The sequence below is a fragment of the Corynebacterium sp. HMSC08A12 genome, assembly GCF_001807485.1.
In the GTDB taxonomy this organism is placed as follows: Bacteria; Actinomycetota; Actinomycetes; order Mycobacteriales; family Mycobacteriaceae; genus Corynebacterium; species Corynebacterium evansiae.
This window is the reverse complement of sequence record NZ_KV789188.1, coordinates 103,530-125,182: the sequence shown is the minus strand read 5'-3', so window position 1 is coordinate 125,182 and position 21,653 is coordinate 103,530. Positions and strand designations below refer to the sequence as shown.

Here is a 21,653-nt window from a genome sequence, read left to right as displayed (position 1 = left end):
CCACTTTCGGCCAGTAGCATCTGTGAAGCGCAGATCTTACAACCTTCTGACCTGCGGGAATAGAAACTTATAGAAACAGAGTGGAAGATTTGGGACAATCCCCCCTGCGGACCGTCCCCTTTGAACCCATCTGAGCTAGCCACTCGGAGCTAGACCCAGCCAACCCCTCCGAGGTAGACCCAGCCAGCGAGACACTCCAATTGACACGTCGCCGAGGGCAATCACAGAGCCTTAGGCGGGGTAATGTCCCAAATCGTCGAGTTATTGAAAGTAGAGGGTTTGAAGCCCAAAATAGCGACGCTCTGACCTGCAGGAATAGAATAGTTATGTTTTAAGACGTGGAATTTGGGACATTCGCCCCTCGAGCAGGCCATCCAGCCCGTCATCAACGCCTCGTAAAAGCCCAATCCACGCCTTTCGGAAGCGTCACTGTGACATTTCAGATGCATAAACTCGCACCTTAATTCGATTCAGCACCTTAGAGTCCGCAGCTTCCGTCCGTGACTGTAATGAAGGCACACGGCACCCCCACCGTGCCGCCGGGAAAAATAGACCTGCGGCCCGACAGCACTAGAACAGCGCCGCCGCAGGGTAGGGTCGGGGCGCCGGAAGAAGGAGAACTCCAGCCCGGGCGCGCCAGCGGGCACCCCCGCGGCACCCATGCCCAGCGGGCGCCCCAGCGCGGCCGCTACTTCGCGACGATATTCACCATCTTGCCCGGCACCACGATGATCTTCGCCACCGTCTTGCCCTCAATGTGCGAAGCAACATTCGGCTCCTCCAGCGCAGCAGCCTCAATGTCCTCCCGCGAAGCATCCGCCGCCACGTTAATGCGGCCGCGCAGCTTACCCATCACCTGCACGGGCAGCTCAATGGTGTCATCCACCAGCCACTTCTCGTCCCACTCGGGGAAGCGCTCATAAGTGATGCCCTCGGAGTGGCCAAGGATCTCCCACATCTCCTCGGCGATGTGCGGCGCCACCGGCGACAGCATCTGCACCAGCGGCTCCACGGCCGCTCGCGGAGCCTGCCCGGCGGAGTAGGTTTTCGTCAGGTAGTTCACGTACTCAATCAGCTTCGCTACAGCCGTGTTGTCGCGCAGCTCTGCATAGTTCTCGTGAACCCCCGCGATGGTCCTGTGCAGGGCCTTTAGGTCTTCATCCGTGAGGGCGTCATCGCTCACAGAACCCTTACCCGTGTTCTCGTCGACGGCGAGGCGCCACGCACGCTGCAGGAATCGCTGCGCGCCGACCACGTCCTTCGTCGCCCACGGCCGCGACGTGTCGAGCGGGCCCATCGCCATTTCGTACACGCGCAGGGTGTCCGCGCCATAGTCGTCGCAGATCTCGTCGGGCGAGACGGCGTTCTTGAGGGACTTACCCATCTTGCCGTATTCCTGGAATACTTCTTCTTCCTTTGTGACGCCCTCAGCATCATCCGCCTTGCGAACCCAGAAGAACTTACCGTCGCGCTCGGTGACCTCCTCCGCGGGGACGTACACGCCACGGGAGTCCGTGTAGGCGTAAGCCTGGATGTAGCCCTGGTTGTAGAGGCGGTAGTAGGGCTCGAAGCTGGAAACTACTCCCAGGTCGAAGAGCACCTTGTGCCAGAAGCGGGCGTACAGCAGGTGCAGCACGGCGTGCTCCACGCCGCCGACGTACAGATCCACGCCGCCGGAGGGGCGGCCTTCGCGCGGACCGACCCAGTAGCGTTCGTTTTCGATGTCTACCAGGGCATTGTCGTTGTTCGGGTCGATGTAACGCAGCTGGTACCAGGAAGAACCTGCCCACTGCGGCATGACGTTCGTGTCGCGGTAGTAGGTCTTTTCTCCGTCGCCGAGGTCCAGGGTGACTTCGACCCACTCCTTGGCCTTGGCCAGCGGGGGCTGGGGGGCGGAGTCCTTGTCGTCCGGGTCGAAGCTGACGGGCTTGTAGTCTTCCACTTCGGGCAGCTCGACGGGGAGCATGTCCTCCGGCAGGCCGTGTGCCATGCCGTTTTCGTCGTAGACGATGGGGAAGGGCTCACCCCAGTAGCGCTGGCGGGCGAACAGCCAGTCGCGGAGCTTGTACTGGATCTTGCCGCTGCCTACGCCCTTGGATTCCAGCCATTCGATGGTCTTGTCGATGGCCTCCGCCTTGCCCAGGCCGTTGAGCTCCAGGCCGTCGGAGTTGTTGGAGTTGATGTGAGGGCCGTCCTCGGTGAAAGCCTCGGTGAGCTCGGCGCCCTCGCCCGCGCCAGCCTCACCCTCGCCAGCCTCGCCAGCCTCAGCGCCCTCCGGCGCCAGGACCGGCACGATCGGCAGCCCGAACTCGGTGGCGAACTCAAAGTCGCGGGTATCGTGCGCCGGCACAGCCATGATCGCGCCGGTGCCGTAGCCCGTCAGCACGTAGTCAGCGATGAAGACCGGCACCTGCGCGCCGTTCACCGGGTTAGTAGCATAAACGCCCAGGAAAACGCCCGTTTTCTCCTTGTTCTCCTGGCGCTCCAGGTCCGACTTGGCGGCGATTGCCGCCCGGTAAGCCTCCACTGCGGCAGCTGGAGTCGACTGGCCGTAGGTCCACCGTGGGTCGACATCCGTGTAGGCGTCACTACCCGCAGAAGAACCACCGGACTGCGCAACGAGCGTATCCACTAGCTCGTGCTCCGGAGCCAGCACCATGTAGGTCGCGCCGAACAGCGTGTCCGGGCGTGTGGTGAACACGTCAATGTCGTGGCCCAGGCAGTCGAACGTGACCTCCGCGCCGCGGGAGCGGCCGATCCAGTTGCGCTGCATGGACTTCACCTTCTCCGGCCAGTCCAGGCACTCCAGGTCGTCGATCAGGCGGTCGGAGTACGCGGTGATGCGCATCATCCACTGCTGCAGGTTCTTGCGGAAGACGGGGAAATTGCCGCGCTCGGAGCGGCCCTCCGCCGTGACCTCCTCGTTCGCCAGCACGGTGCCCAGGCCGGGGCACCAGTTCACCGTCGAGTTCGAGCGGTAAACCAGGCGGTAGCTATCCAGGATCTCCTGCTTCTCGGCAGCACTCAGGTCCGCCCAGTCGGCGCGCTCGACAGCGAGCTTCTCCTCCAGCTCAGCAATCGGGCGGGCCTTGCCCAGGGTGCCGTTGGCGTTCTTGGCCTCCGGGTCGAACCAGGAGTTATAAATCTGCAGGAAGATCCACTGCGTCCAGCGGTAGTAATCCGTATCCGTGGTGGCGAAGCTACGGCGCTTATCGTGGCCCAGGCCCAGGCGGCCCAGCTGGCGCTCCATGTTGGCAATGTTGGCCATGGTGGTGGTGCGCGGGTGGGTGCCGGTCTGCACAGCGTACTGCTCGGCGGGCAGGCCGAACGCATCATAACCCAGCGTATGCAGCACATTCGCGCCCTTCATGCGGTGGAAGCGCGCAAACACGTCCGTACCGATGTAGCCCAGCGGGTGGCCAACGTGCAGGCCCACACCGGAGGGGTAGGGGAACATGTCCTGGATAAATTTGCGGTCCTCCGGCAGCTCCGCGCCCGGCTCCGCCAGGTCGCCCGTCGGGTTCGGGGCGTTAAACGTGCCGTTGTCGGCCCAGTGCTTCTGCCACTTGGCCTCGATCTTGGCCGCGAGGCCAGGAGTGTAGCGGTAGGAATTGTCTTCAGTGCTGCCGTTAGTCATGTTTTAACAGTCTAGTAGGTCGTCTGGACAGGGCAGGTTATTGCGTTTGGCTTGTTGGCCACCTGCAGTAATAGACTGTTTCGCATGATCGTGTTGACCGTTGTGTTGGTAGTCGTGGGCCTGGCCTTTTTCATCGCGGGTCTGCTGGGGGCTGTGGGGAAGTTGCCGGGTAATCCGGTCGTTGGCCTGCGCATTCCGGAGGTTCGCAAGACCGAGGAGCTCTGGAACACCGCGCACCGCATCGTCGGCCCTGCCTGGATGGGAGCTGGTGCGGCGTTCCTCGGCGCGGCGCTGATCACCCTGAAGGTGAGCGGTTGGATGTGGCTGGTATTTGCATTGTTGCTGGTCGGTGCCGCTTTCTTGATCGGCCTGGGCTCCGCGTTGGGCGCCCACGCCGTCGCGCGCCTGGACGCCCGTGCCGCCCAGCTCGAGGCCGCCAATTCTTCTTGTTGCTCTAGCGGTGACGCCACCTCGGACTCCTGCTGCGACGATTCCAGCGAGGCCCCCGGCGCTTCCGACTCCGCTGGCGCTTGCTGTTCCGACGGCTCTGGCGTCGGCGCCGAAGCTGGCGCGGTGAGCGCGGAGGCGTGCGCAAGCGGTCAGGCGTGCGGCAGCTGCTCGCTGAACGGCTCCTGCGAGGGCGGCGGCGTGGACTGGGAGGCCGCCCAGCGGGCCGCCTCGGCGCAAGACTCGGCCCAGAACCCAGCGTAGAATCCAGCGCAAGACCCCACACGGGCCTAGCCCAGCACCACTGCACCCGTCGCCGCAGCTCCACCGCGCCCGGCAACCCAGTATTCTGGGGAACCATGAGAGACTCCAACGCCACCGTCGTCGTATCCGGCACCACCAACGTCGACACCTTCGTCACCGTCCAGAACTTCCCCCAACCAGGGGAAACAACCATCGCAGAACCCGGCATAGAGGGGCTGGGCGGAAAGGGCGCCAATCAGGCGGCAGCCTGCGCACACTTGGGCGTCAATACCGTCCTTCTATCTGCGGTGGGCACCGATCCGCAGGGCGAACTCGCGATCAAAGAGCTGCGCGAACACGGTGTGAACACCGACTACATCGTAAGTAGCCGGCAGCCAACCGGCCGCGCGTTCATCATGAACGACCCGAGCGGCGAGAACATCATCATCGTCACCTCGGGCGCAAACGAGCTGGTCAGCCCGGCTCAGCAACGTGAAACCGTGGAGGAATTGCGCCGCCAGGGACCCGTACCTATCGTGCTTGCGCAGGGCGAACTGACCCCCGAGCACAGCGCGGAGCTGCCGAAGCTGGTGGCGAATTCGGACTCGCGGCTGGTGCTGAACCTCGCGCCCGTGACCACGCGCGACCCCGACCTGCTCGCCGCGGCCGACCCCCTGGTGCTGAATGAGGGCGAGGCCGCCGCGGTGCTCGACGCCGCCCCCGGCACGCCCATCGAGGAGCTGCTGGAGCGCCTGCGCCCCATCGCTCGCTCTGTGGTGGTTACCTTGGGGCAGCGTGGAGCCATGATCTTGGAGGGTGACGCCGAACCGGTGCACATCCCCGCCGTCTACGTCGAGCGCGTCGTGGATACCACTGGTGCAGGCGATGCGTTCTGCGGCACGCTCGCGGCGGCGCTGGCGCAGGGGGAGAACCTGGTGGATGCGTGCACGCTGGGCGCGGCGGCCGGGGCTCTCGCCACGCAGAAGCGCGGCGCAGCGGGCAGCTACGCCACCGAGAACGAAATCCGTCGACTAGGAGACGCATAAAATGACTCAGAAGATCATCCTGGACTGCGATCCGGGGCACGACGACGCAATCGCCATGCTCCTGGCCTGGGGAAACCCGAACCTGGATCTGCTGGCGGTCACGACGGTGGCGGGCAACCAGACGCTGGAGAAGGTCACCAAGAACGCCCTGGCACTGGCGCGCGTCGGCAACATCACTGGCATTCCCTTCGCTGCCGGGGCGGATCGCCCGCTGGTGGCGCCGCAGATCATTCCGGAGGAAATCCACGGGGATAGCGGCCTGGACGGCCCGCAGCTGCCCGCCGCCGGGGCCGAGCTGGATCCCCGCCACGCGGTGAACCTCATCGCGGACATTATCCGCGACAACGAGCCGGGGACCGTCACCCTCGTCCCCACGGGGGCGCTGACCAACATCGCCCTGTTCGCCCGCATGTATCCCGAGCTGGTGGAGCGCGTAGGTGGCGTCACCCTGATGGGTGGTGCGCACCACGCTGGCAACATGACCCCGAGCGCCGAGTTCAACATCCTGGCCGACCCGGAGGCCGCGAAGATCGTGTTCGGCGCGGGCTGGCCGGTGACGATGGTCGGGTTGGATGTCACGCACAAGGTGCTGGCCACGCCGCAGCGGATGGCTCAGCTGGCGGAGGTCGACACGGACGTGGCGAAGTTCATCGCGGAGCTGGTGGAGTTCTTCGGCGGCGCGTACATGAAGGAGCGGCACTACCCCGGCCCGCCGATGCACGACCCGCTGGCCGTCGCGGCCGTGGCAGACCCGCAGGTCGTGCGCACAATCCTGGCGCCGATCGACGTGGAGACCAAGGGCGAGCTGACGCGCGGGGCGACGGTCGTGGACTTGCGGCGCACCTGGGGTAGCCAGGATGGCGGGCAGGACCCGACGGCGCTGGGCACGGCGGATGATTCTGATATTGACGCCCCCGCCTCCGCCACCGCAGCGGGCGCTAACCTGCGCACCCGCGTGGCCGTGGATGTCGACGCGGAGCGCTTCTGGAACCTGCTGGTCGACGCACTACAGCGCATCGGGAGTACGGGATTCTAGTTAGGCGGTTCTAGTCAGGCGCGCATTCATCGCTTAAAGTTCTAGCTGCAACTATTAGAACCCCAATTGGTTTTCAATTGACGTTGAATCGGAGCCGCCCATGAACTCCAACAACCCGAACCCCGCGGCCGCATCGTCGGCCCCTGCCGCAGCTGCGGCAACCTCGCCGGATCCGGTCGACTCCCGCCCCGGCGGCATCGGCCTGTTGATGACGGTGCTGATCACCGCGGCCGTCGCGTTTCAGCTGAACGCCTCCATGCTCTCGCCGGTGTTGGCGACCATGGCTCGCGAGCTGAACACCGACGAGGCTGCCACGGGTCTTACCCAGACCGCCTTCTTCACCGGTGGAGCCATGTGCGGTCTGTTCCTGCCGCGACTGTCCGACATTGTCGGCCGCCGGAAGATCCTCGTCATCATGCTGGGCGTGATGTCCCTCGGCGGTCTCATTGCCGCGCTGGCGCCGAACATTGGCGTGCTGATGGTCGCCCGCGCCATGCAGGGCATCGCCGGGCCGACGATCCCCATGACCCTGATCATCCTGCGCAGCCAGGTCAAGGAGGAGGTCCGCCTGGGCACCCTCATGGGTCTGCTCGCCGCCATCAACGGCGGCGTCGCTGGCATCGACGTGATCCTGGCCGGCTGGATGGCCGAGCAGTGGGGCTTCCGCTCCGTCTTCTGGCTCATCGCCATCATTGGCATCATCGCCACCCTGGTCGTTGCCTTCGGCGCACCGGAATCCAAGCCGTCGGACAACGTGAAGATGGACTGGGCGGGCGCTGCTCTGCTGGTGGTATCGGTGCTGTCCATCACGTTGGGCGTCAACGAGGCAGGCAAGGCCGGGGCAGCGAACTGGCTGTACGTCATCGCCATGTTCATCGTCGGCGCGGTCGTCTTCCTGGCCTTCTGGAAGTACGAAAACCGCCACGACCAGCCGCTGGTCGCCCCGAAGTACCTGGCCCGCCGCCACACCTGGGCGCTGCTGGCCACCACGGTGCTGACCATGACCGGCGTGTTCGCCGCGGTCAACGGCCTGGCTATCTCCCTGGCGCAAAACCCGGATGCGGGCTTCGGCCTGGAGGCCGACAAGGCCTCCCTGTGGCTGCTGACCCCCTACGCCCTCATCGGCTGGGCCGTCGGCCCCTTCGCTGGACGCTGGGCACCGAGGGTCGGCTACGGACGGCTGATCATCATCGCCAACCTCGCCAGTGCGGCCCTCATGCTGGCTCTGGCGTTCGTCGGCGTGCACTCGCTGCCGGTGCTGATCATCACAGTGATCCTGCTGGGTGTCACCTACGCGGGTATCGGCAACATCGTCATCAACAACCTGGGCGTGATGAACTCCCCGAAGGATAACGAGGGCTTCCTGCCCGGCATGAACTCCGCAGCCTTCAACCTGGGCGCGGGCGTGTCCTTCGCCGTGCTGCCGGTCTTCCAGGTCGCGGGCTCCCCGCAGGGCTCGGATTCTGCCGCGGGTTATATCACCGCGTTCATCGTCGCCGCGGTGATCCTCGGCATCGCCGCGGCCGTGGCGGCGCTGATCCCGAAGCAGACCGTCGCGGAGCTCGACCGCGCCATCGTCTAACCCCCGGCGCCGCGCGCGGGTCCACGCACCACTCTGCGCCCCGGCCCCCGCAGGCGCCCACCCCACCCGCGCCTGGCCCGTTGTGGACGGTCAAGGTTCGCGGAGGCGAGGGCGTCAATAAGATAAAGACCCATGGTAGAAAAACAGTCGCTATGGCACCGCATCATTAACTACCGGCCGGACTTCCTCATCGTCCTGATCGTCATCGCGGTCGTCGCGGCGATCATTGTGCCCGTGCGCGGCGAGGCGGCGGATGTCGCCAACACCATCACGAAGGTCGCCATCGCGTTCCTGTTTTTCCTCTACGGCGCGCGCCTGTCGCCGCAGGAGGCCCTGAAGGGCCTGATGCACTGGCGGCTGCACCTGCTGATCATGGCGTTTACCTTCGTGGTCTTCCCGCTGATCGGCGTGGCGATGATGCCGCTGAAGGCGGTCGTCGGAAACGAGCTTTACCTGGGCATTCTCTTCTGCACCCTCGTGCCATCGACGGTGCAATCCTCCGTCGCCTTCACCAGCATCGCGCGCGGCCACGTCGCCGCCTCGATCGTCGCGGCCAGCGTCTCTAGCCTGCTGGGAGTTCTTTTCACACCGTTGCTGGTGCTGCTGCTGATGTCTTCTTCGGAAGGCTTTCATATTGACGCCACCACGTTCCTCGACATCGGAGTCCAGCTACTGCTGCCGTTTGCCATCGGCCAGCTGCTGCGCAGGTGGGTGTTCAAGTTCGCGGCCTCCAAGGCGACGAAAAAGGTGGACCAGATCTCCATCGGCCTGGTGGTGTACGTCAGCTTCTCGGAGGGCATCGTCTCCGGCGTGTGGGGTTCCGTCAACTGGCTGACGATTCTGGGCCTGGTGCTGGGCTCCATCGCGCTGGTGCATCTGATGCTGGGCGTGACGAGCGTGACCTCGCGGAAACTGGGATTCAACTACGCCGACCAGGTGGCCATCCAGTTCGCTGGCACCAAGAAGTCCCTGGCCTCGGGGCTACCGATGGCGGCGGTGATGTTCGGCGGGGCGAGCCTGGGCATGATGATCCTGCCGCTGATGATCTTCCACCAGGTGCAGCTGGTGATCTGCTCCTTGCGTGCCAGCACCTATGCCGCGCGCTTCCCCGAGGGCGGGAAGACTACGGGCGCGCACACCTGGTAGCCGCGCGGGCGCCTACTGCGCCTATTCCGGCTTCTGCAGCCGCTTCACGTAGCCCATGCGCGGGCGGAAGCCCGCCGGGTGCTTCATCTGCGCCACCGCGTCGGCAATCACCAGGCGGAAGCGCGGCTGCATCGGCGGCATCTGGGAGATCGAATACCAGCCCACCTGCGTGGACTCGTCGTCGCCGATCACCGGCTCGTCATTGAACTCGCCGGTCTCGGGGTCGGGAATCACGGTGCAGCGAACGGTGGTGTCCACGTAGCTGGTCACATCCCCATTCGGGTATTCCACGGGGCCGACCTGGCCCACGCCCAGCAGCGCATCCACCTGCACGTGCAGGCCAGTTTCCTCTCGCACCTCGCGGATGGCCGCCAGGTGCGGCTGCTCCCGCGGGTCCACGATCCCCGTCACGGGGGTCCACTGACCGTCGTCGGCGCGCTTCACCAACAGCACCTCCGGCACGGCCCAGATGGGTGCGTCCTCTGGGACGTCTCGGATGACAATGGCCGTCACGCCGGGCAGCCACAGCTCGTCGTGGCCGATTTTCTTGCGCAGTTCAACGATGAAATCAGGGGTCGGCATGGGCGCTATTCTACGGTGCTGGGGCTAGGTGCGGCGGGGGAGGGGGCGTCAAAAAATAAGGTTCACCAGCACCAGATACAGCACCGTGCCCAGCAAGATCGACAACGTGGCCGAGCGGCGCCAGAGGTGCAGGGCGACGGTGAAGGTCAGGGCGATGGCGACCGCCGCGAAGCCACCCGGCGCGTCGGCCTGGCCGGAGACGGTGTAGACGACCAGGAGGGTCATCACGCCAACGGGCATGGCCAGGCCCAGCCAGGCGACCAGGTCGGATTCGCGGAAGAAGCGCAGCGCGGCGAAAGGCAGGCCGCGCAGGGCGAGCGTAACCATGAATATCGAGCCGAGAATCGCGAGGGTGGGGCCGAGCTCCACGCCCGCGGGGAGACCCGCGGCGGCCTGTAGGTGTACGGCGGGCGCAGCAAGCGCGGCAGTGGTGGTGGGCATCTACTCCACCTCCCGGGAGGCAGCGTTATCCGCGCCGACCTTCAGCCGCAGCGCGCGGTCCAGCGGCGGGCACAGGAAACGCACGATGAGGCTCACAAAGTACAGGCTCATGCCGATCATCAGCATGTTGTCCGGCGAGATCAGCAGGCCGACCAGCCCGCATAGCGCCGCCACGATCGGCAGGGAGAGGTCCTTGAAGCTCACGAAAGCCTCGATCGCCAGCACCGTGAACAGGGCGATCAGCGCAAACTCCATGCCCTGGATCTCGAAGGGCAGGGCGCTGCCGAACAGCGCGCCGAGCACACCACCGCCGACCCAGCCGATCTGCAGCAGAATCTGCACCGCCATCACGCGGGCAGTCGACCACTTCGCGTCGCGCCGGGCGGCGAGGATCGCATACGTCTCATCTGTCAGCGCATAGATGCCATAAGCCCTGGCCAGCCAGCCGCGCACCTGGGCGATGGGGTAGTTCAGGGCGTAGAAGGCGTGGCGGAAGTTCACCAGGAACCCGTACAGCGCCGCGCTCAGCGGACCCACGCCACCCGTGACCAGCGACACCGCCAGGAACTCCATGGAGCCCGCGTAGATGACGAAGGAGAAAATCGGCGCCCACCACCAGGCGAAGCCGACCTGGGTGATCAGCAGGCCAAAGGCCAGGCCCAGCGGCACCATGCCCAAGGCCACGGGCCAGGCGTCGGCGATCCCGGCGCGCCAGTCAGCGTTCCTGTCGCGGTGGGTGCTGCTCGCGGCCATTTAGTTGCGCTCCGGGTGGCTCGCCCAGGTTGCGAACAGGTTCTTGGGGAAGGGGCTGTTCTTCATAATCTGACGCCACGTCTCCGCCGGTCGGTCCGTGAACACATCTTCTGCGGTTGCGTCCTGGAGGCCGGCAATCCCGGAATCCAGCCAGCCGCGCACGTCGGCGTCGTTGAGGAGGACGTAGCTGTGGAAGAGCCGCAGGCCGCGCAGCATGGAGGGATCCACGTGGCCGACAACCTGCGCTACCTGCTCGTCCACGCTGGGTGCCTCTTCGGCGGTGCTGATCAGCATGAACTGCCCGCGCGCGCCGAAGCGGGCGGCAGGGGCCGCGTTGGCTTCAGGGCTGCTGGGGGCGGGGGCTTCAGGGCTGCCGCTCGCCGCTTCACCATTGCTGCTCGCCGCAGAGGCGCCCGCAGCGTCCAGCTCCAAACGGTCAGCGTCCAACAGGCCGACGGCAAGCACGACGGGTTCGTTGTCGCCGCCGATGAAGAAGACCTTCGGCTTGGTGAGCTTCTCCGCTAGAGAGGGCAGGTGATTGGCAACGGCTTCGCTGCTCATGAGGCCCAAGCGGACAGCCACGATGGTGGCACCGCCGGCATCCGGGTCGTCCTGAACTTCCAGCACGAGTAGCGCGTCCGCGCCGGGCAGCCCCGGCACGGCGAGCACACCGGGGGAAGTGCCGAAGGCATCCACGAACGCCTCCAGGTGTGCGGGCTCGATGTCGGCGGTGTCCAGGTAGCCTTCCGGATCCACAACCACGGCGGGCGCCTGGAAGATCACGTCACCGGGCCGCACGTTGAACTGGTTCTCTGTGCCATTCGGCTGCTGGTCAGCGCTCACTTTTGCGACCCACCTTTCTGTTCGCCCCACCATTGTTTCAGCGCGGCGATGGCGTCCTCACGCTCCATCGGCCCGCGATCCAGCCGCAGCTCCTTCAAGTACGCCCAGGCCTTGCCCACATCGGGGCCGGGCTTGAGGTCCAGGATCTGCATGATCTCGTTGCCGTCCAGGTCGGGGCGGACAGCGGCGAGGTCCTCCTGCTCCTGCAGCTGCTCGATACGCTTTTCCAAATTATCGTAGGTGCGCTGCAGCCTCTGGGCTTTTCGCTGGTTGCGGGTGGTGCAATCGGCGCGCACCAGCAGGTGCAGCAGTGGCAGCAGCTCGCCGGCGTCGTTGACATAACGGCGCACGGCGGAGTCGGTCCAGGTGGATTCGTTGTTGTCCTTTTCCCCTGCACCGCGGCGAGCATCCTGGTTCTGCCCCTTGCCCTGCGTGTCCGCGTAACCGTGGAAGCGCATGTGCAGAAATACCAGCTGACCGATGTCTTGGACGTGCTGCTTGGAGTACTTCAGTTTGCGCAGGCGGCGGCGAGTGATGCGCGCTCCGACGACTTCGTGCTGGTGGAAGGTCACCGCGCCAGATTCGGTAAAAGCCCTGGTATCGGGCTTTCCGATGTCATGCAGCAGCGCGGCCATGCGCAGTTCCAGCGAGGGCTCCAGCCCGCGCTCTGCCTCTAGGTTCACGGCGTTGCGCAGCACCTTCAGCGAGTGCCAGTACACGTCCTTGTGCTGGCGGTGCTCGTCCTGCGTGAGCTTCAAAGCTGGCAGTTCCGGCAGCACGTGGTCGGCCAGCCCGGTCTCGACCATCAGGTCCAGGCCCACCCACGGCGCCGCGCCAAGCATCAGCTTGTTCAGTTCGACGGCCACGCGCTCGACGGTGATGCGGCTGATCTGCTCGCTCATCGCCGTCATTGCTTCCTTGACTCTCTTTGTGACGCCGAACTCCAGCTGCGAGACGAATCGGCACGCGCGGAGCATGCGCAGCGGGTCGTCGTTGAAGCTGATCTCTGGGCTATCCGGGGTGTCTAACACTCCGGCCTGGAGGTCTTCGAGGCCATTTAGGGGGTCGCGGAGCTGGTGGTTTCCGTCGGGGGAGAGCTCCAGTGCGATGGCATTGGCACGGAAGTCACGGCGGATGAGGTCTCCGTCGAGGCTGTCACCGAAGGAGACTTCGGGGTTGCGGGACTGGCCGTCGTATTGGTCGGCGCGAAAGGTAGTGATCTCCAGGATCTGACCCTTGACCAGCGCCGATACGGTGCCGTATTCAATGCCCGTGTCCCACACTGTCTCCGCCAGGGGCGTGACAATGTCGACGATGGCCTGCGGCCGGGCGTCGGTGGTGAAGTCCAGGTCGTGGGAGAGGCGCCCCAACAGGGCATCCCGCACCGACCCGCCGACGAGGTAGAGGCTGTGGCCAGCGTCGTGGAATGCCTGGGTGAGTGGCAAAAGGTCGCGGTCAAGCGCGCGCAGGGAGGTAAAGGCCTCCTGCAGCATGCCTTCAATGGTGCGCGGCTTTTCCGGCGCAGGATCCGAGTTTGCGGGGGAGTGGGCGGGTTTCGTCACGTTGCCAGATTCTACTAGCCCCCTCGGACGGGCCAGCGGCCCCCTCAGATCCTCCCCAACCTCCCGCACAGGCGCCAAGTCCCCCTCAGATCCTCCCCAACCCCGCGCACAGGCGCCAAGTCCCCCTCAAAATCTCCCTAGATGGGCGGCAAATGTCGTTAGAACGGGAATACGCCGAGCAAAAGCTGACGCCCAGAAAATCCGCAATCCTCTGACCAGGCACTTTACATAATCGACGCTCGCTTTCAATAACGTATTCCCGTTCTAACGACATTCACCGGCTTACGGCCCTGCCGGAACCCCCAGAAGCCTGCACACGCGCACCACCAATACCCGCACACCGCCTACGCACCGCCCGCAGCCCATCCCACGTGCCCAGCCCGCGCACCACCCGCAACTAGTTACAAATTCAGTTACAATTTCGCCTCCACTCGCTTCCATTCAGTTCCACATTGCACAGATAACCGGCTATCGTTATCAGAATGAGTGGAAACGACAGCACCGGAAACGGCACGCCCCGCCGCCGGCGCCGCCGTTCAAGAAGAAGGCACCGCTCTGGCAACGGCCAGAGCGGCCAAAACGCCCAGCAGCAAGGCGGCCGTTCCGGCCAGCAGGGCAACAGCCAGCGCAGCCAGCAAGGCAGCGGCCAGAACTCCCAGAACAGCTCCAACCAGGGCAAGCGCAAGAGCCACCGGAACCAGCCGCACCGCAGGAAGGGCACCAGCTCCAACAACCGCAACCGCCAGCGCAACCGCAGCAACTCGCGTCCGCGTTCTTTCGACGAGCACTCCAGCCTGCCGACCTCCGTGGAGACCTCCGCGGGCGGCCTCGTCCTTTCCGGCCTGGCGGAAGCCGTGCAGCCTAATGGCGAGGTCGACTTCTCCGCAATCTATGTGGCCCTTATCGGCCGCCTGGATCGCCGCGGCAGGCTGCTGTGGTCCATGCCGAAGGGGCACATCGAGCCAAACGAATCCCAGCACGCCACCGCCGAACGCGAGGTGTGGGAGGAAACGGGCGTGGCCGGGGAGGTCATCGCCGACCTCGGCACCATCGACTACTGGTTCGTCTCCGAGGGCATCCGCATCCATAAAACCGTCCACCACCACCTGCTTCGCTATGTCGATGGGGACCTGAACGACGAGGACCCGGAGGTCACCGAAGTCCGCTGGCTGCCCGTGAACCGCCTGATCGAGCACCTGGCCTATGCCGATGAGCGGCGCCTTGCCCGCCAAGCCTTCGATAACCTCGCCGACCTCGCCCGCGCCGAGGCCGAAGCTGGCCGTGCCACGCCACGCTAAGGAGCGCTAACGGATTGCCAGCCGTTGCTGTTAGAACTAATAGCGACTAACAACTACTAATTACTTACGTAAGCGTGTAATCGTGCACAAAGGTGAGCGCAATGTCTAGATTCCCCCACGCCTGCACGGCGTTTGGTGTTTCTGTCGCGCTCTGTGGCCTGTTTGCCCTGCCTGTGGCCCCGGCGGTTGCTGACCCTATTAATGACGCCCCCTCGGCCTCCACCACTCAAGACTCAGCCCAAGGGCAGGCCCCGGATCCCACCGACCCCGCGGTTCGCGAAGATTCCACCTGGGCCAACCCGCTGGCCCGCGCGACGGATCCGCAGCAGGACGTGGACTTGGAGATCATCGGTATTGGCACCAGCTCAAGCGTCCACGCCGCCGCTGGCCAGACTTACACCCTCCGCATCCGCAACGACCGCTCCCACGCGCTGAACAATCTTTCGCTCACCTTGTTCTATCGCTCGGCCGCCACTGCCGCGGAGGTGCGCGTCGCGCAGCTTGCCAACCAGGGCGAATACTCCCTCAGCAGCCAGCCTCTGCAGCTCGACGGCACGCTCAGCCCCGGCGAGACGCGCGAGGTCACGGTCACCGTTCCTGCGGCCGGTGCTTCCATCGATTCTTCTCGTGACGCCCCCTCGCCCCAACCGCTGAACCTTCCGCCTCATGCTTTTGAGGAACCCGGCGCTTATCCCCTGTTGTTTAGCCTGAGCGGCCAAGACACGAACCCGGAGAGCCCGGAGCAGGGAGGTACGCAGTACCTGGCGGTGGCGCGAACCACGCTGAGCGTGGGGGCGTCCACAAGAAAGGAAGACCAACCCAGCACCCCAGTGACGGTCGTGTATCCGCTGGCGGGGCCTACGTACATGGCGGCGGGGCAGACGGGCGATGCGCCGAAGCGGCGGCCCGCGTTTGTGACGAAGGACGTGCTGGCGGCCGAGGTCGGTGAGGGCGGCAGGCTGCGGGGGCTGCTGGATGCGTACCGCGAGGCGAAGTCGAGCAAGCTGAAGCAGGCGACGTGCATCGCCATCGACCCGGAGCTGCTGGATACGGTAAACCGCCTGGCCGAGGGATACTTCGTGGGTGAGCGCACTCCCGACCCGGTGGAGGAACCGCAGCGGCTACGCGACTCCTGGGACCAGATCCTGGGTGGCGAAGAAGTGGACGCCCAGCACATGCCCGGCAATGCGGATGCGAAGAAATGGATCGCTGACCTGCGGGAAGTCGTGCAGAGCAACTGCTCGGTGGCGTTGCCGTACGCCGGGGCGGACATCAATGGGCTTTCGCAGGTGGATTCCGACTGGCTGCGCGTGCGCGCGCTGGGCACGGGCGCCGGGGTGATTCAGCGGATCCTGGGCGTAGTGCCGACGCAGAACGTGGTGATCCCGGACGCCGGCTACGTCGCCCCGGAGGCACAGCAGGTTCTGGCGGCGGGGATCAGCAAGACTCCGGAGGGTGTGGAGCCGATCGAGGCCGACCAGTCGCGTCGGTTTGAGCAGTCCGTGCAGGGTAAGCCGGCAATACCGCAGGCCGGGCACGTCACCGCTCTGGTGGCGGAGAATACGGTCAACATCGAGCAGCCGGCGGCTGCGCCGGACCCGAATCCAAACGACGCAGGCTCCGGCGAGGGCAGCGCGGACGGCTCAGATGCCGCCGCGCCCAACCCCACCGACGAGGCATGGAACCAGCGCCTGGTGAACCTCCCAGGTGCAACGCGGACCGGCAACGCCGGCGAGGAGGCCGGCGCGCAGGGCGACGCACCGGCCAACGGCGCAGCGCAGACCACCGCCACCGCGCTGACGTACTCCGCGGACCTCGGCACGGTGCTCAAGGCCACTGGCGAGCACCCGGAGATTGCCGCATACTCCAACCCTGACCTGCGCTTTAACCTCGCCGACGATAGCGCTGTCGCCCGCCTGGCCAGCGCACAGGCGGTACTGAACCTGGAGCTCGACTCCGGCCGCCCGACCCTCGCCGTACCGCCCGCCGCGTGGTCCGTGAACAAGACCCAGGCCAGCAGCTTCCTGCAAACCATCAGCCAGCACCTGGACAATCACTCGGCCACGCCCGCCCCGCTGCCGGAGGCCGTGCAGCCCCGCGGCATCGACCTGGCGGATGTGAGCTCCGGCAGCACCACGGTGCCTTACACCGACCCCGGCGCGTACTCCTCGCCTTACCTGGGAACGGTGGCGGATGCCGCCCGCAAGCTGCGGGAGCTCACGTTGTTTATGCAAAATGATTCCGCCATTGCGCTGACCCGCGAGGGCTTCACCAGCCCCCTGTTCTCCGACCTTCTGCGCGGCCTTTCCACCTACCGCAAGCGCGAGCGCGGCCACGTGGACGTCCTGCGTGAGCAACTCGGCACCAACCTCGCCCGCGTGGGGCAGGTCACCTCCCAGCTGCGCCGCTCCATCAGCCTGCTGCCACCGGGCAACGTCTTTACCCGCACGTCGGATTCCTCGCCGTTGCTGGTGGTTGCGCGCAATGGACTGCCCCTGCCGGTGACGGCCAAGGTTGGTTATTCTTCTGACGCCGACACGGATGTCACCGTCCACGTGGATTCCACGGCCTCGCCGACGATCCCGGCGAAGGGCTCCATCACCTGGTCGCTAACTACCGACATCGCGGACACGTCCGAGCAGGTCAACCTATCTTTGTGGCTGGCGACCAACAGCCAGGACGGCAAGGGGGATCTGGAGGACGGAACCCGCATTTCGGATCCGGTGGAGCTGCGCGTGCAGTCCGTGCCGGGGCTGTCCTCCCGTGGGGTGACCATCATTGCCGGGCTGCTGCTGGGCATCGGCGCGGCCGGCAAGATGCTGTGGGACCGCCGGAGTGGGCGCGCCTCTAAGCGCAAAACGGCCACTGCTCTTCGGCCTGCCCCGCGACCGCAGGAAGGCGATCAAAACTAGACACGCCCAGAGCTCCGTTAGGGAATGCACGGTTGTTGCATAAAGATGGAGTAGTGACTTCTGAGCAAGAGAGGGATGACCAACCGGCTAGCCCCTCGGCCGGACAGCGCGGACGTTTCCGTGCGACCCAGCCGCCGGCGCTAGCGCCGAAGAAAGACCGCGCGAAGGCTGGAGCGCCGACGGGTGGAGACGGGGCGTCACAAAGCCCTACAGAGGTAGCCCCGACCTCCCAGAGCGGCCAGAGCCAGAGCAACGGTGGCCAGAGCGGCCAAAGCAACAGTGCCCACAACGGCGACGGCACGACCGTGGCTCAGGGCGCGGCAGCCACGACCGCAACCGCGGGCACCGCGACCGCAGCCAGTGCGAGCGCCACCGCGACCGCAGCCGACGAAACGACCGGCAACGGCGCGAACACTGGCGGCAGTGGCAGCACTGGCAACAGTGGCAGCGGCGACAACACAGACGGCCAGAGCCAAAAGCAGAGCGACGAGCAGATCGTCCGCGCCGGCGGTTCCATGGCCATCGCCACCCTAATCAGCCGCATCACGGGCTTCCTGCGCACGGTGTTCATCGCCTCCGCGCTGGGTGGAGCGGTGGCCAGTGCGTTCAACACGGCCAACACGCTGCCGAACCTGGTGACCGAGCTGGTCCTCGGTGCCGTGCTGACCTCCCTGGTGGTGCCCGTGCTGGTACGCGCCGAGAAGGAGGACGCGGACCGCGGCGAGGCGTTCATACGAAGACTCTTGACGCTCACGTTCTCGCTGACCCTGGTGATCACTCTGGTCTCCGTGGCGTGCGCGCCGCTGCTGGTGCGCATGAGCCTGGATTCCGAAGGCCACGTGAACATCGGCATGTCCACGGCATTCGCCTACCTGGTGCTGCCGCAGATCATGTTCTACGCCATGTTTGCCGTGTTCATGGCGATCCTGAACACCAAGGGAGTATTCAAACCCGGCGCGTGGGCGCCTGTGGCCAACAACGTGGTCACACTCGCCGTGCTGGGGCTGTACATGTTCCTGCCGCGGGATACGAAGCTGCAGCCCACGGACAACGTAACCATTACCGACCCGCACGTGCTGCTGCTGGGCCTGGGCACCACCGCGGGCGTGGTGATGCAGGCGCTGATCATGGTGCCCTTCCTGCGCAAGGCCGGCATTAACCTGCGCCCGCTGTGGGGCATCGACGAGCGCCTGAAGTCCTTCGGCGGCATGGCCATCGCCATCGTGGTGTACGTGGCGATCTCCCAGGTCGGCTGGCTGCTGAACAACCGCATCGCCTCCGACACGTGGGAGGTCGCGCCAACGATCTACATGCAGGCGTGGCAGCTGCTGCAGATGCCCTATGGCGTGATCGGCGTGACGTTGCTGACGGCCGTCATGCCCCGCCTATCCCGCAACGCCGCGGAGGGCGACGACAAGGCCGTGGTGCGCGACCTGACCGTCGCCTCGAAGCTGACGATGCTGGCGATGGTGCCGATCATCGTGTTCTTCACCTGCTTCGGCACCCTGATCTCCGCCGCGCTGTTCGCCTACAAGGAGTTCTCCCTGGAGGACGCGAACGTGCTGGGCTGGACCATCAGCTTCTCCGCGTTCACCCTGATCCCCTACGCCCTGGTGCTGCTGCACCTGCGCGTGTTCTACGCCCGCGAGGAGGTCTGGACCCCCACCTTCATCATCGCGGGCATTACCGCGACGAAGCTGACCTTCGCCTACATCGCCCCGCAGATCGCCACCGAGCCGCGCCTGGTCGTGGTGCTGCTGGGTGCCGCCAATGGCCTGGGCTTTATGGCCGGCGCGATCATCGGCGACCGCCTGCTGCGGCGCTCGCTGGGGGACCTGCAGTTCCGCAAGGTGACGAAGACCGTGCTGTGGGCGCTGGGTTCCTCGCTGATCGGCGCGCTCGTCGCCTGGCGGGTGGACGTGCTGCTGACGCACTTCGCATTCCCGACGCTCGCCAACCCCTGGTTCATCATCCGCCTGCTCATCGCCGGCGTGCTGTTCCTGGGCGTTACCGGGCTGATCCTGGTGCGTGCCCCGCTGCCGGAGATCCAAACCCTGGTGGGCGCCCTGTCGCGCATCCCGGGTATGTCGCGGGTTCTTCCTTCTCGACGCCCACTTCCCAGCGACGAGCAACCCATCGAAGAGGACCAGCCCCGTCGCCTGTCGGCCCAGGAGCTGGCCGCCCGGGAGGCCATTGCTCTGGACCACATGATGGCCGGCGTGGCGCTGCCGCCACTGGCGGCGGGCCGGGTGCGCGGTCCGCGCCTGGTTCCGGGCGCTCCACTGCTGGAGGGCCGCTACCGCCTGCTTGCCGACCACGGCGGTTGGTCTGCCGCCCGCTTCTGGCAAGGCCGCGAGCTGGCTACCGGCGACATCGTGGCTCTGACCATCATGGATCCGGTGGCTTATGCCCGCTCACAGGTCGACCCTGGAGTATCCGTGCCCGTCAACGGCGTGGAGGTGGCGCGTGCGAAGGACGAGATGCTGCGCCTCTCCGCGAAGCTAAAGCAATTCGACGTGCCGGGTATGGCGCAGGTCAACCGCGTGATCGACTACGGCAACCTGGTGGTCATCGTGTCCCGCTGGGTGCAGGGTTCCCCGCTGACCACCGTGGCGGAGAGCCAGCCGGAGCCGCTGGCGGCTGCCTTCGCCGTGTCCTCCCTGGCCGACGCTGCCGCGCAGGCCGAGGACAGCGGCACCTCGCTGGGCTTGGATCACCGCGACCGCGTGCGCATCGGCACCGATGGCGCGGCCGTGCTGGCCTTCCCGGGTGTGCTGCCGAACGATGACACGGCGCAGGATGCACACGGCGTGGCCGTGGCGCTGCGCCTGCTGCTGGAGCACGTTCCCTACGAGGAAGTGCCGGAGAACCTCACCCGCACCTACAAGAAGATCTACGAACTCGACGGCGAGAAGGTGGGTCCGGAGGACCTGCGCAAGGTAGCGAAGGATCTGCGAGAGCTACAGGCTGGCGGGCTGGCCATCAAGGAGGATTCAACTCCGGACCCGAGTGCACAGTCCGGCTTCGGTGCCCGCGGCAACCGCCCGGTAGGCATGGCAGCCGCTGCCGCCATCGCGTTCGCCTCCGTGCTGGTTATCGCCGCGCTGGTTGCGGCGGTGGTCAGTGTGGTCGGCGGCGACCGGAAGGATTCGCCGCTGTCCACCGACTCGCTGCGCCAGGGTGCGCAGGCAGTCCGTGGGGGGGACCCAGCGGAGGTTCCTCTGAGCCGCCCGCTCGAGTGGCTGCCCGCCGACGTGAGCTGGCCGCTGGACCGCCCGGATCTGGCGCGCCTGATCACCGATGGCGACCCGGAGACGTTCTGGCAGTCCAACCCTGCATCCGTGCAGCTGGGCGGCGAGCCTGGCACCACGAAGCCCGGAATTGGTCTCTTGATGACGCTGCCAGAGGGCACCGCCCTGTCGCAGGTTCAGCTGCGCGGCCTGACCCAGGGAACCACCCTGGAGCTGCGCTTGGCGCAGGCTGACACCAACGGCAAGCTGACCTCCCTGGACCAGACGACGCTGCTGAAGACCGTGCATGCGGACGCCGATGACGTGACCGTGGATCTGGCCGGCATGGGTGCGGACCACGCAGATACAACTGGCGACTCCGGCTGGGGTGCCGGCCGCGAGGGTTCCTCCGCCGCGCCGGGTGAAGGCAACAGCGACGGCGAGAACGAGGACGCCGCGGGAAGCCAGAAGGGTAGTGAGAAGGGCAAATACGATACCGATAAGGTCAGCGCCGCCAAGGGCAACCGCCTGCTGATCTGGATCACCGGCCTGCCGCTGCCGCGATCCGCCACGCTGGCGGAGGTTACCGCCGTCGGAAACTGGCTAGAGCAGACCAGTGACGAAGATGCCGACGACCCGGACGCTGACGAAGCCAACACGGAAGAGGGCTCCCGCCCCGCACGCCCCGTACAACCCGTCGGATAGCTGGTCGGACAGACGCTCAGAACGCCCGCGCTCCCATAGCGCATCACGGCGCCTGCCTCAACTGTGAAGTTCACAATGAGGCAGGCGCCGTTCCCAGTTATCCACAGGCCAGGAACTTCGAACCCACAATCTGCCCGCCGAAGAATAAAGTGTTGGGCACGGGGGCGGCACGGCTCCCGAAGACACACTA

The 21,653-nt window shown here is 65.8% G+C and carries 14 protein-coding genes; 8 read left to right on the top strand and 6 right to left on the bottom strand.

Annotated features, from left to right (window positions below; genetic code table 11):
• Positions 1–688: 688 nt before the first annotated feature.
• Entirely contained in the window at positions 689–3,637 is a 2,949-nt protein-coding gene (locus tag HMPREF3166_RS07950; protein ID WP_070488582.1) for a leucine--tRNA ligase, read from the bottom strand.
• Between the two features lie 84 nt (positions 3,638–3,721).
• On the opposite strand from HMPREF3166_RS07950, the gene HMPREF3166_RS07945 reads away from it, so the two are divergent.
• The 5 genes from HMPREF3166_RS07945 (at position 3,722) to HMPREF3166_RS07925 (ending at position 9,137) form a co-directional block, all read left to right on the top strand.
• The gene (locus HMPREF3166_RS07945; RefSeq protein ID WP_070488580.1) at positions 3,722–4,348 is read left to right on the top strand and encodes an SdpI family protein; all 627 of its coding nucleotides are present in this window, start codon (positions 3,722–3,724) and stop codon (positions 4,346–4,348) included.
• Between the two features lie 95 nt (positions 4,349–4,443).
• On the top strand, positions 4,444–5,373 hold the full coding sequence (locus HMPREF3166_RS07940) for a ribokinase (RefSeq protein ID WP_034985164.1): 930 nt from the start codon (positions 4,444–4,446) through the stop codon (positions 5,371–5,373).
• Between the two features lies 1 nt (position 5,374).
• On the top strand, positions 5,375–6,409 hold the full coding sequence (locus tag HMPREF3166_RS07935; protein ID WP_070488578.1) for a nucleoside hydrolase: 1,035 nt from the start codon (positions 5,375–5,377) through the stop codon (positions 6,407–6,409).
• A 100-nt stretch (positions 6,410–6,509) separates the two neighbouring features.
• On the top strand, positions 6,510–7,991 hold the full coding sequence (locus HMPREF3166_RS07930; protein WP_371327269.1) for an MFS transporter: 1,482 nt from the start codon (positions 6,510–6,512) through the stop codon (positions 7,989–7,991).
• A gap of 132 nt (positions 7,992–8,123) precedes the next feature.
• Entirely contained in the window at positions 8,124–9,137 is a 1,014-nt protein-coding gene (locus tag HMPREF3166_RS07925; protein WP_070488576.1) for a bile acid:sodium symporter family protein, read from the top strand.
• Between the two features lie 21 nt (positions 9,138–9,158).
• On the opposite strand, the gene HMPREF3166_RS07920 is transcribed toward HMPREF3166_RS07925, so the two are convergent.
• From HMPREF3166_RS07920 to HMPREF3166_RS07900, 5 genes are read right to left on the bottom strand one after another with little or no spacing between them, the layout of a single operon-like run.
• Positions 9,159–9,719: an NUDIX hydrolase gene (locus HMPREF3166_RS07920; RefSeq protein ID WP_070488574.1), complete on the bottom strand. Its 561-nt coding sequence runs from the start codon at positions 9,717–9,719 to the stop codon at positions 9,159–9,161.
• A gap of 48 nt (positions 9,720–9,767) precedes the next feature.
• On the bottom strand, positions 9,768–10,160 hold the full coding sequence (locus HMPREF3166_RS07915; protein ID WP_070488572.1) for a branched-chain amino acid transporter permease: 393 nt from the start codon (positions 10,158–10,160) through the stop codon (positions 9,768–9,770).
• On the bottom strand, positions 10,161–10,913 hold the full coding sequence (locus HMPREF3166_RS07910; RefSeq protein WP_035003245.1) for an AzlC family ABC transporter permease: 753 nt from the start codon (positions 10,911–10,913) through the stop codon (positions 10,161–10,163).
• The gene (locus HMPREF3166_RS07905) at positions 10,914–11,756 is read right to left on the bottom strand and encodes a hypothetical protein (RefSeq protein WP_070488571.1); all 843 of its coding nucleotides are present in this window, start codon (positions 11,754–11,756) and stop codon (positions 10,914–10,916) included. It abuts the gene before it with no gap.
• The gene (locus HMPREF3166_RS07900) at positions 11,753–13,249 is read right to left on the bottom strand and encodes a CCA tRNA nucleotidyltransferase (RefSeq protein WP_239316835.1); all 1,497 of its coding nucleotides are present in this window, start codon (positions 13,247–13,249) and stop codon (positions 11,753–11,755) included. The genes HMPREF3166_RS07905 and HMPREF3166_RS07900 overlap by 4 nt, the downstream gene beginning before the upstream one ends.
• Positions 13,250–13,800: 551 nt before the next feature.
• On the opposite strand from HMPREF3166_RS07900, the gene HMPREF3166_RS07895 reads away from it, so the two are divergent.
• From HMPREF3166_RS07895 to HMPREF3166_RS07885, 3 genes are all read left to right on the top strand, one after another.
• Entirely contained in the window at positions 13,801–14,616 is an 816-nt protein-coding gene (locus HMPREF3166_RS07895) for an NUDIX hydrolase (RefSeq protein ID WP_070488569.1), read from the top strand.
• Between the two features lie 101 nt (positions 14,617–14,717).
• Entirely contained in the window at positions 14,718–17,528 is a 2,811-nt protein-coding gene (locus HMPREF3166_RS07890; protein WP_070488567.1) for a hypothetical protein, read from the top strand.
• A gap of 53 nt (positions 17,529–17,581) precedes the next feature.
• The gene (locus tag HMPREF3166_RS07885; protein ID WP_246816968.1) at positions 17,582–21,463 is read left to right on the top strand and encodes a murein biosynthesis integral membrane protein MurJ; all 3,882 of its coding nucleotides are present in this window, start codon (positions 17,582–17,584) and stop codon (positions 21,461–21,463) included.
• The last annotated feature ends 190 nt before the right edge of the window (positions 21,464–21,653 follow it).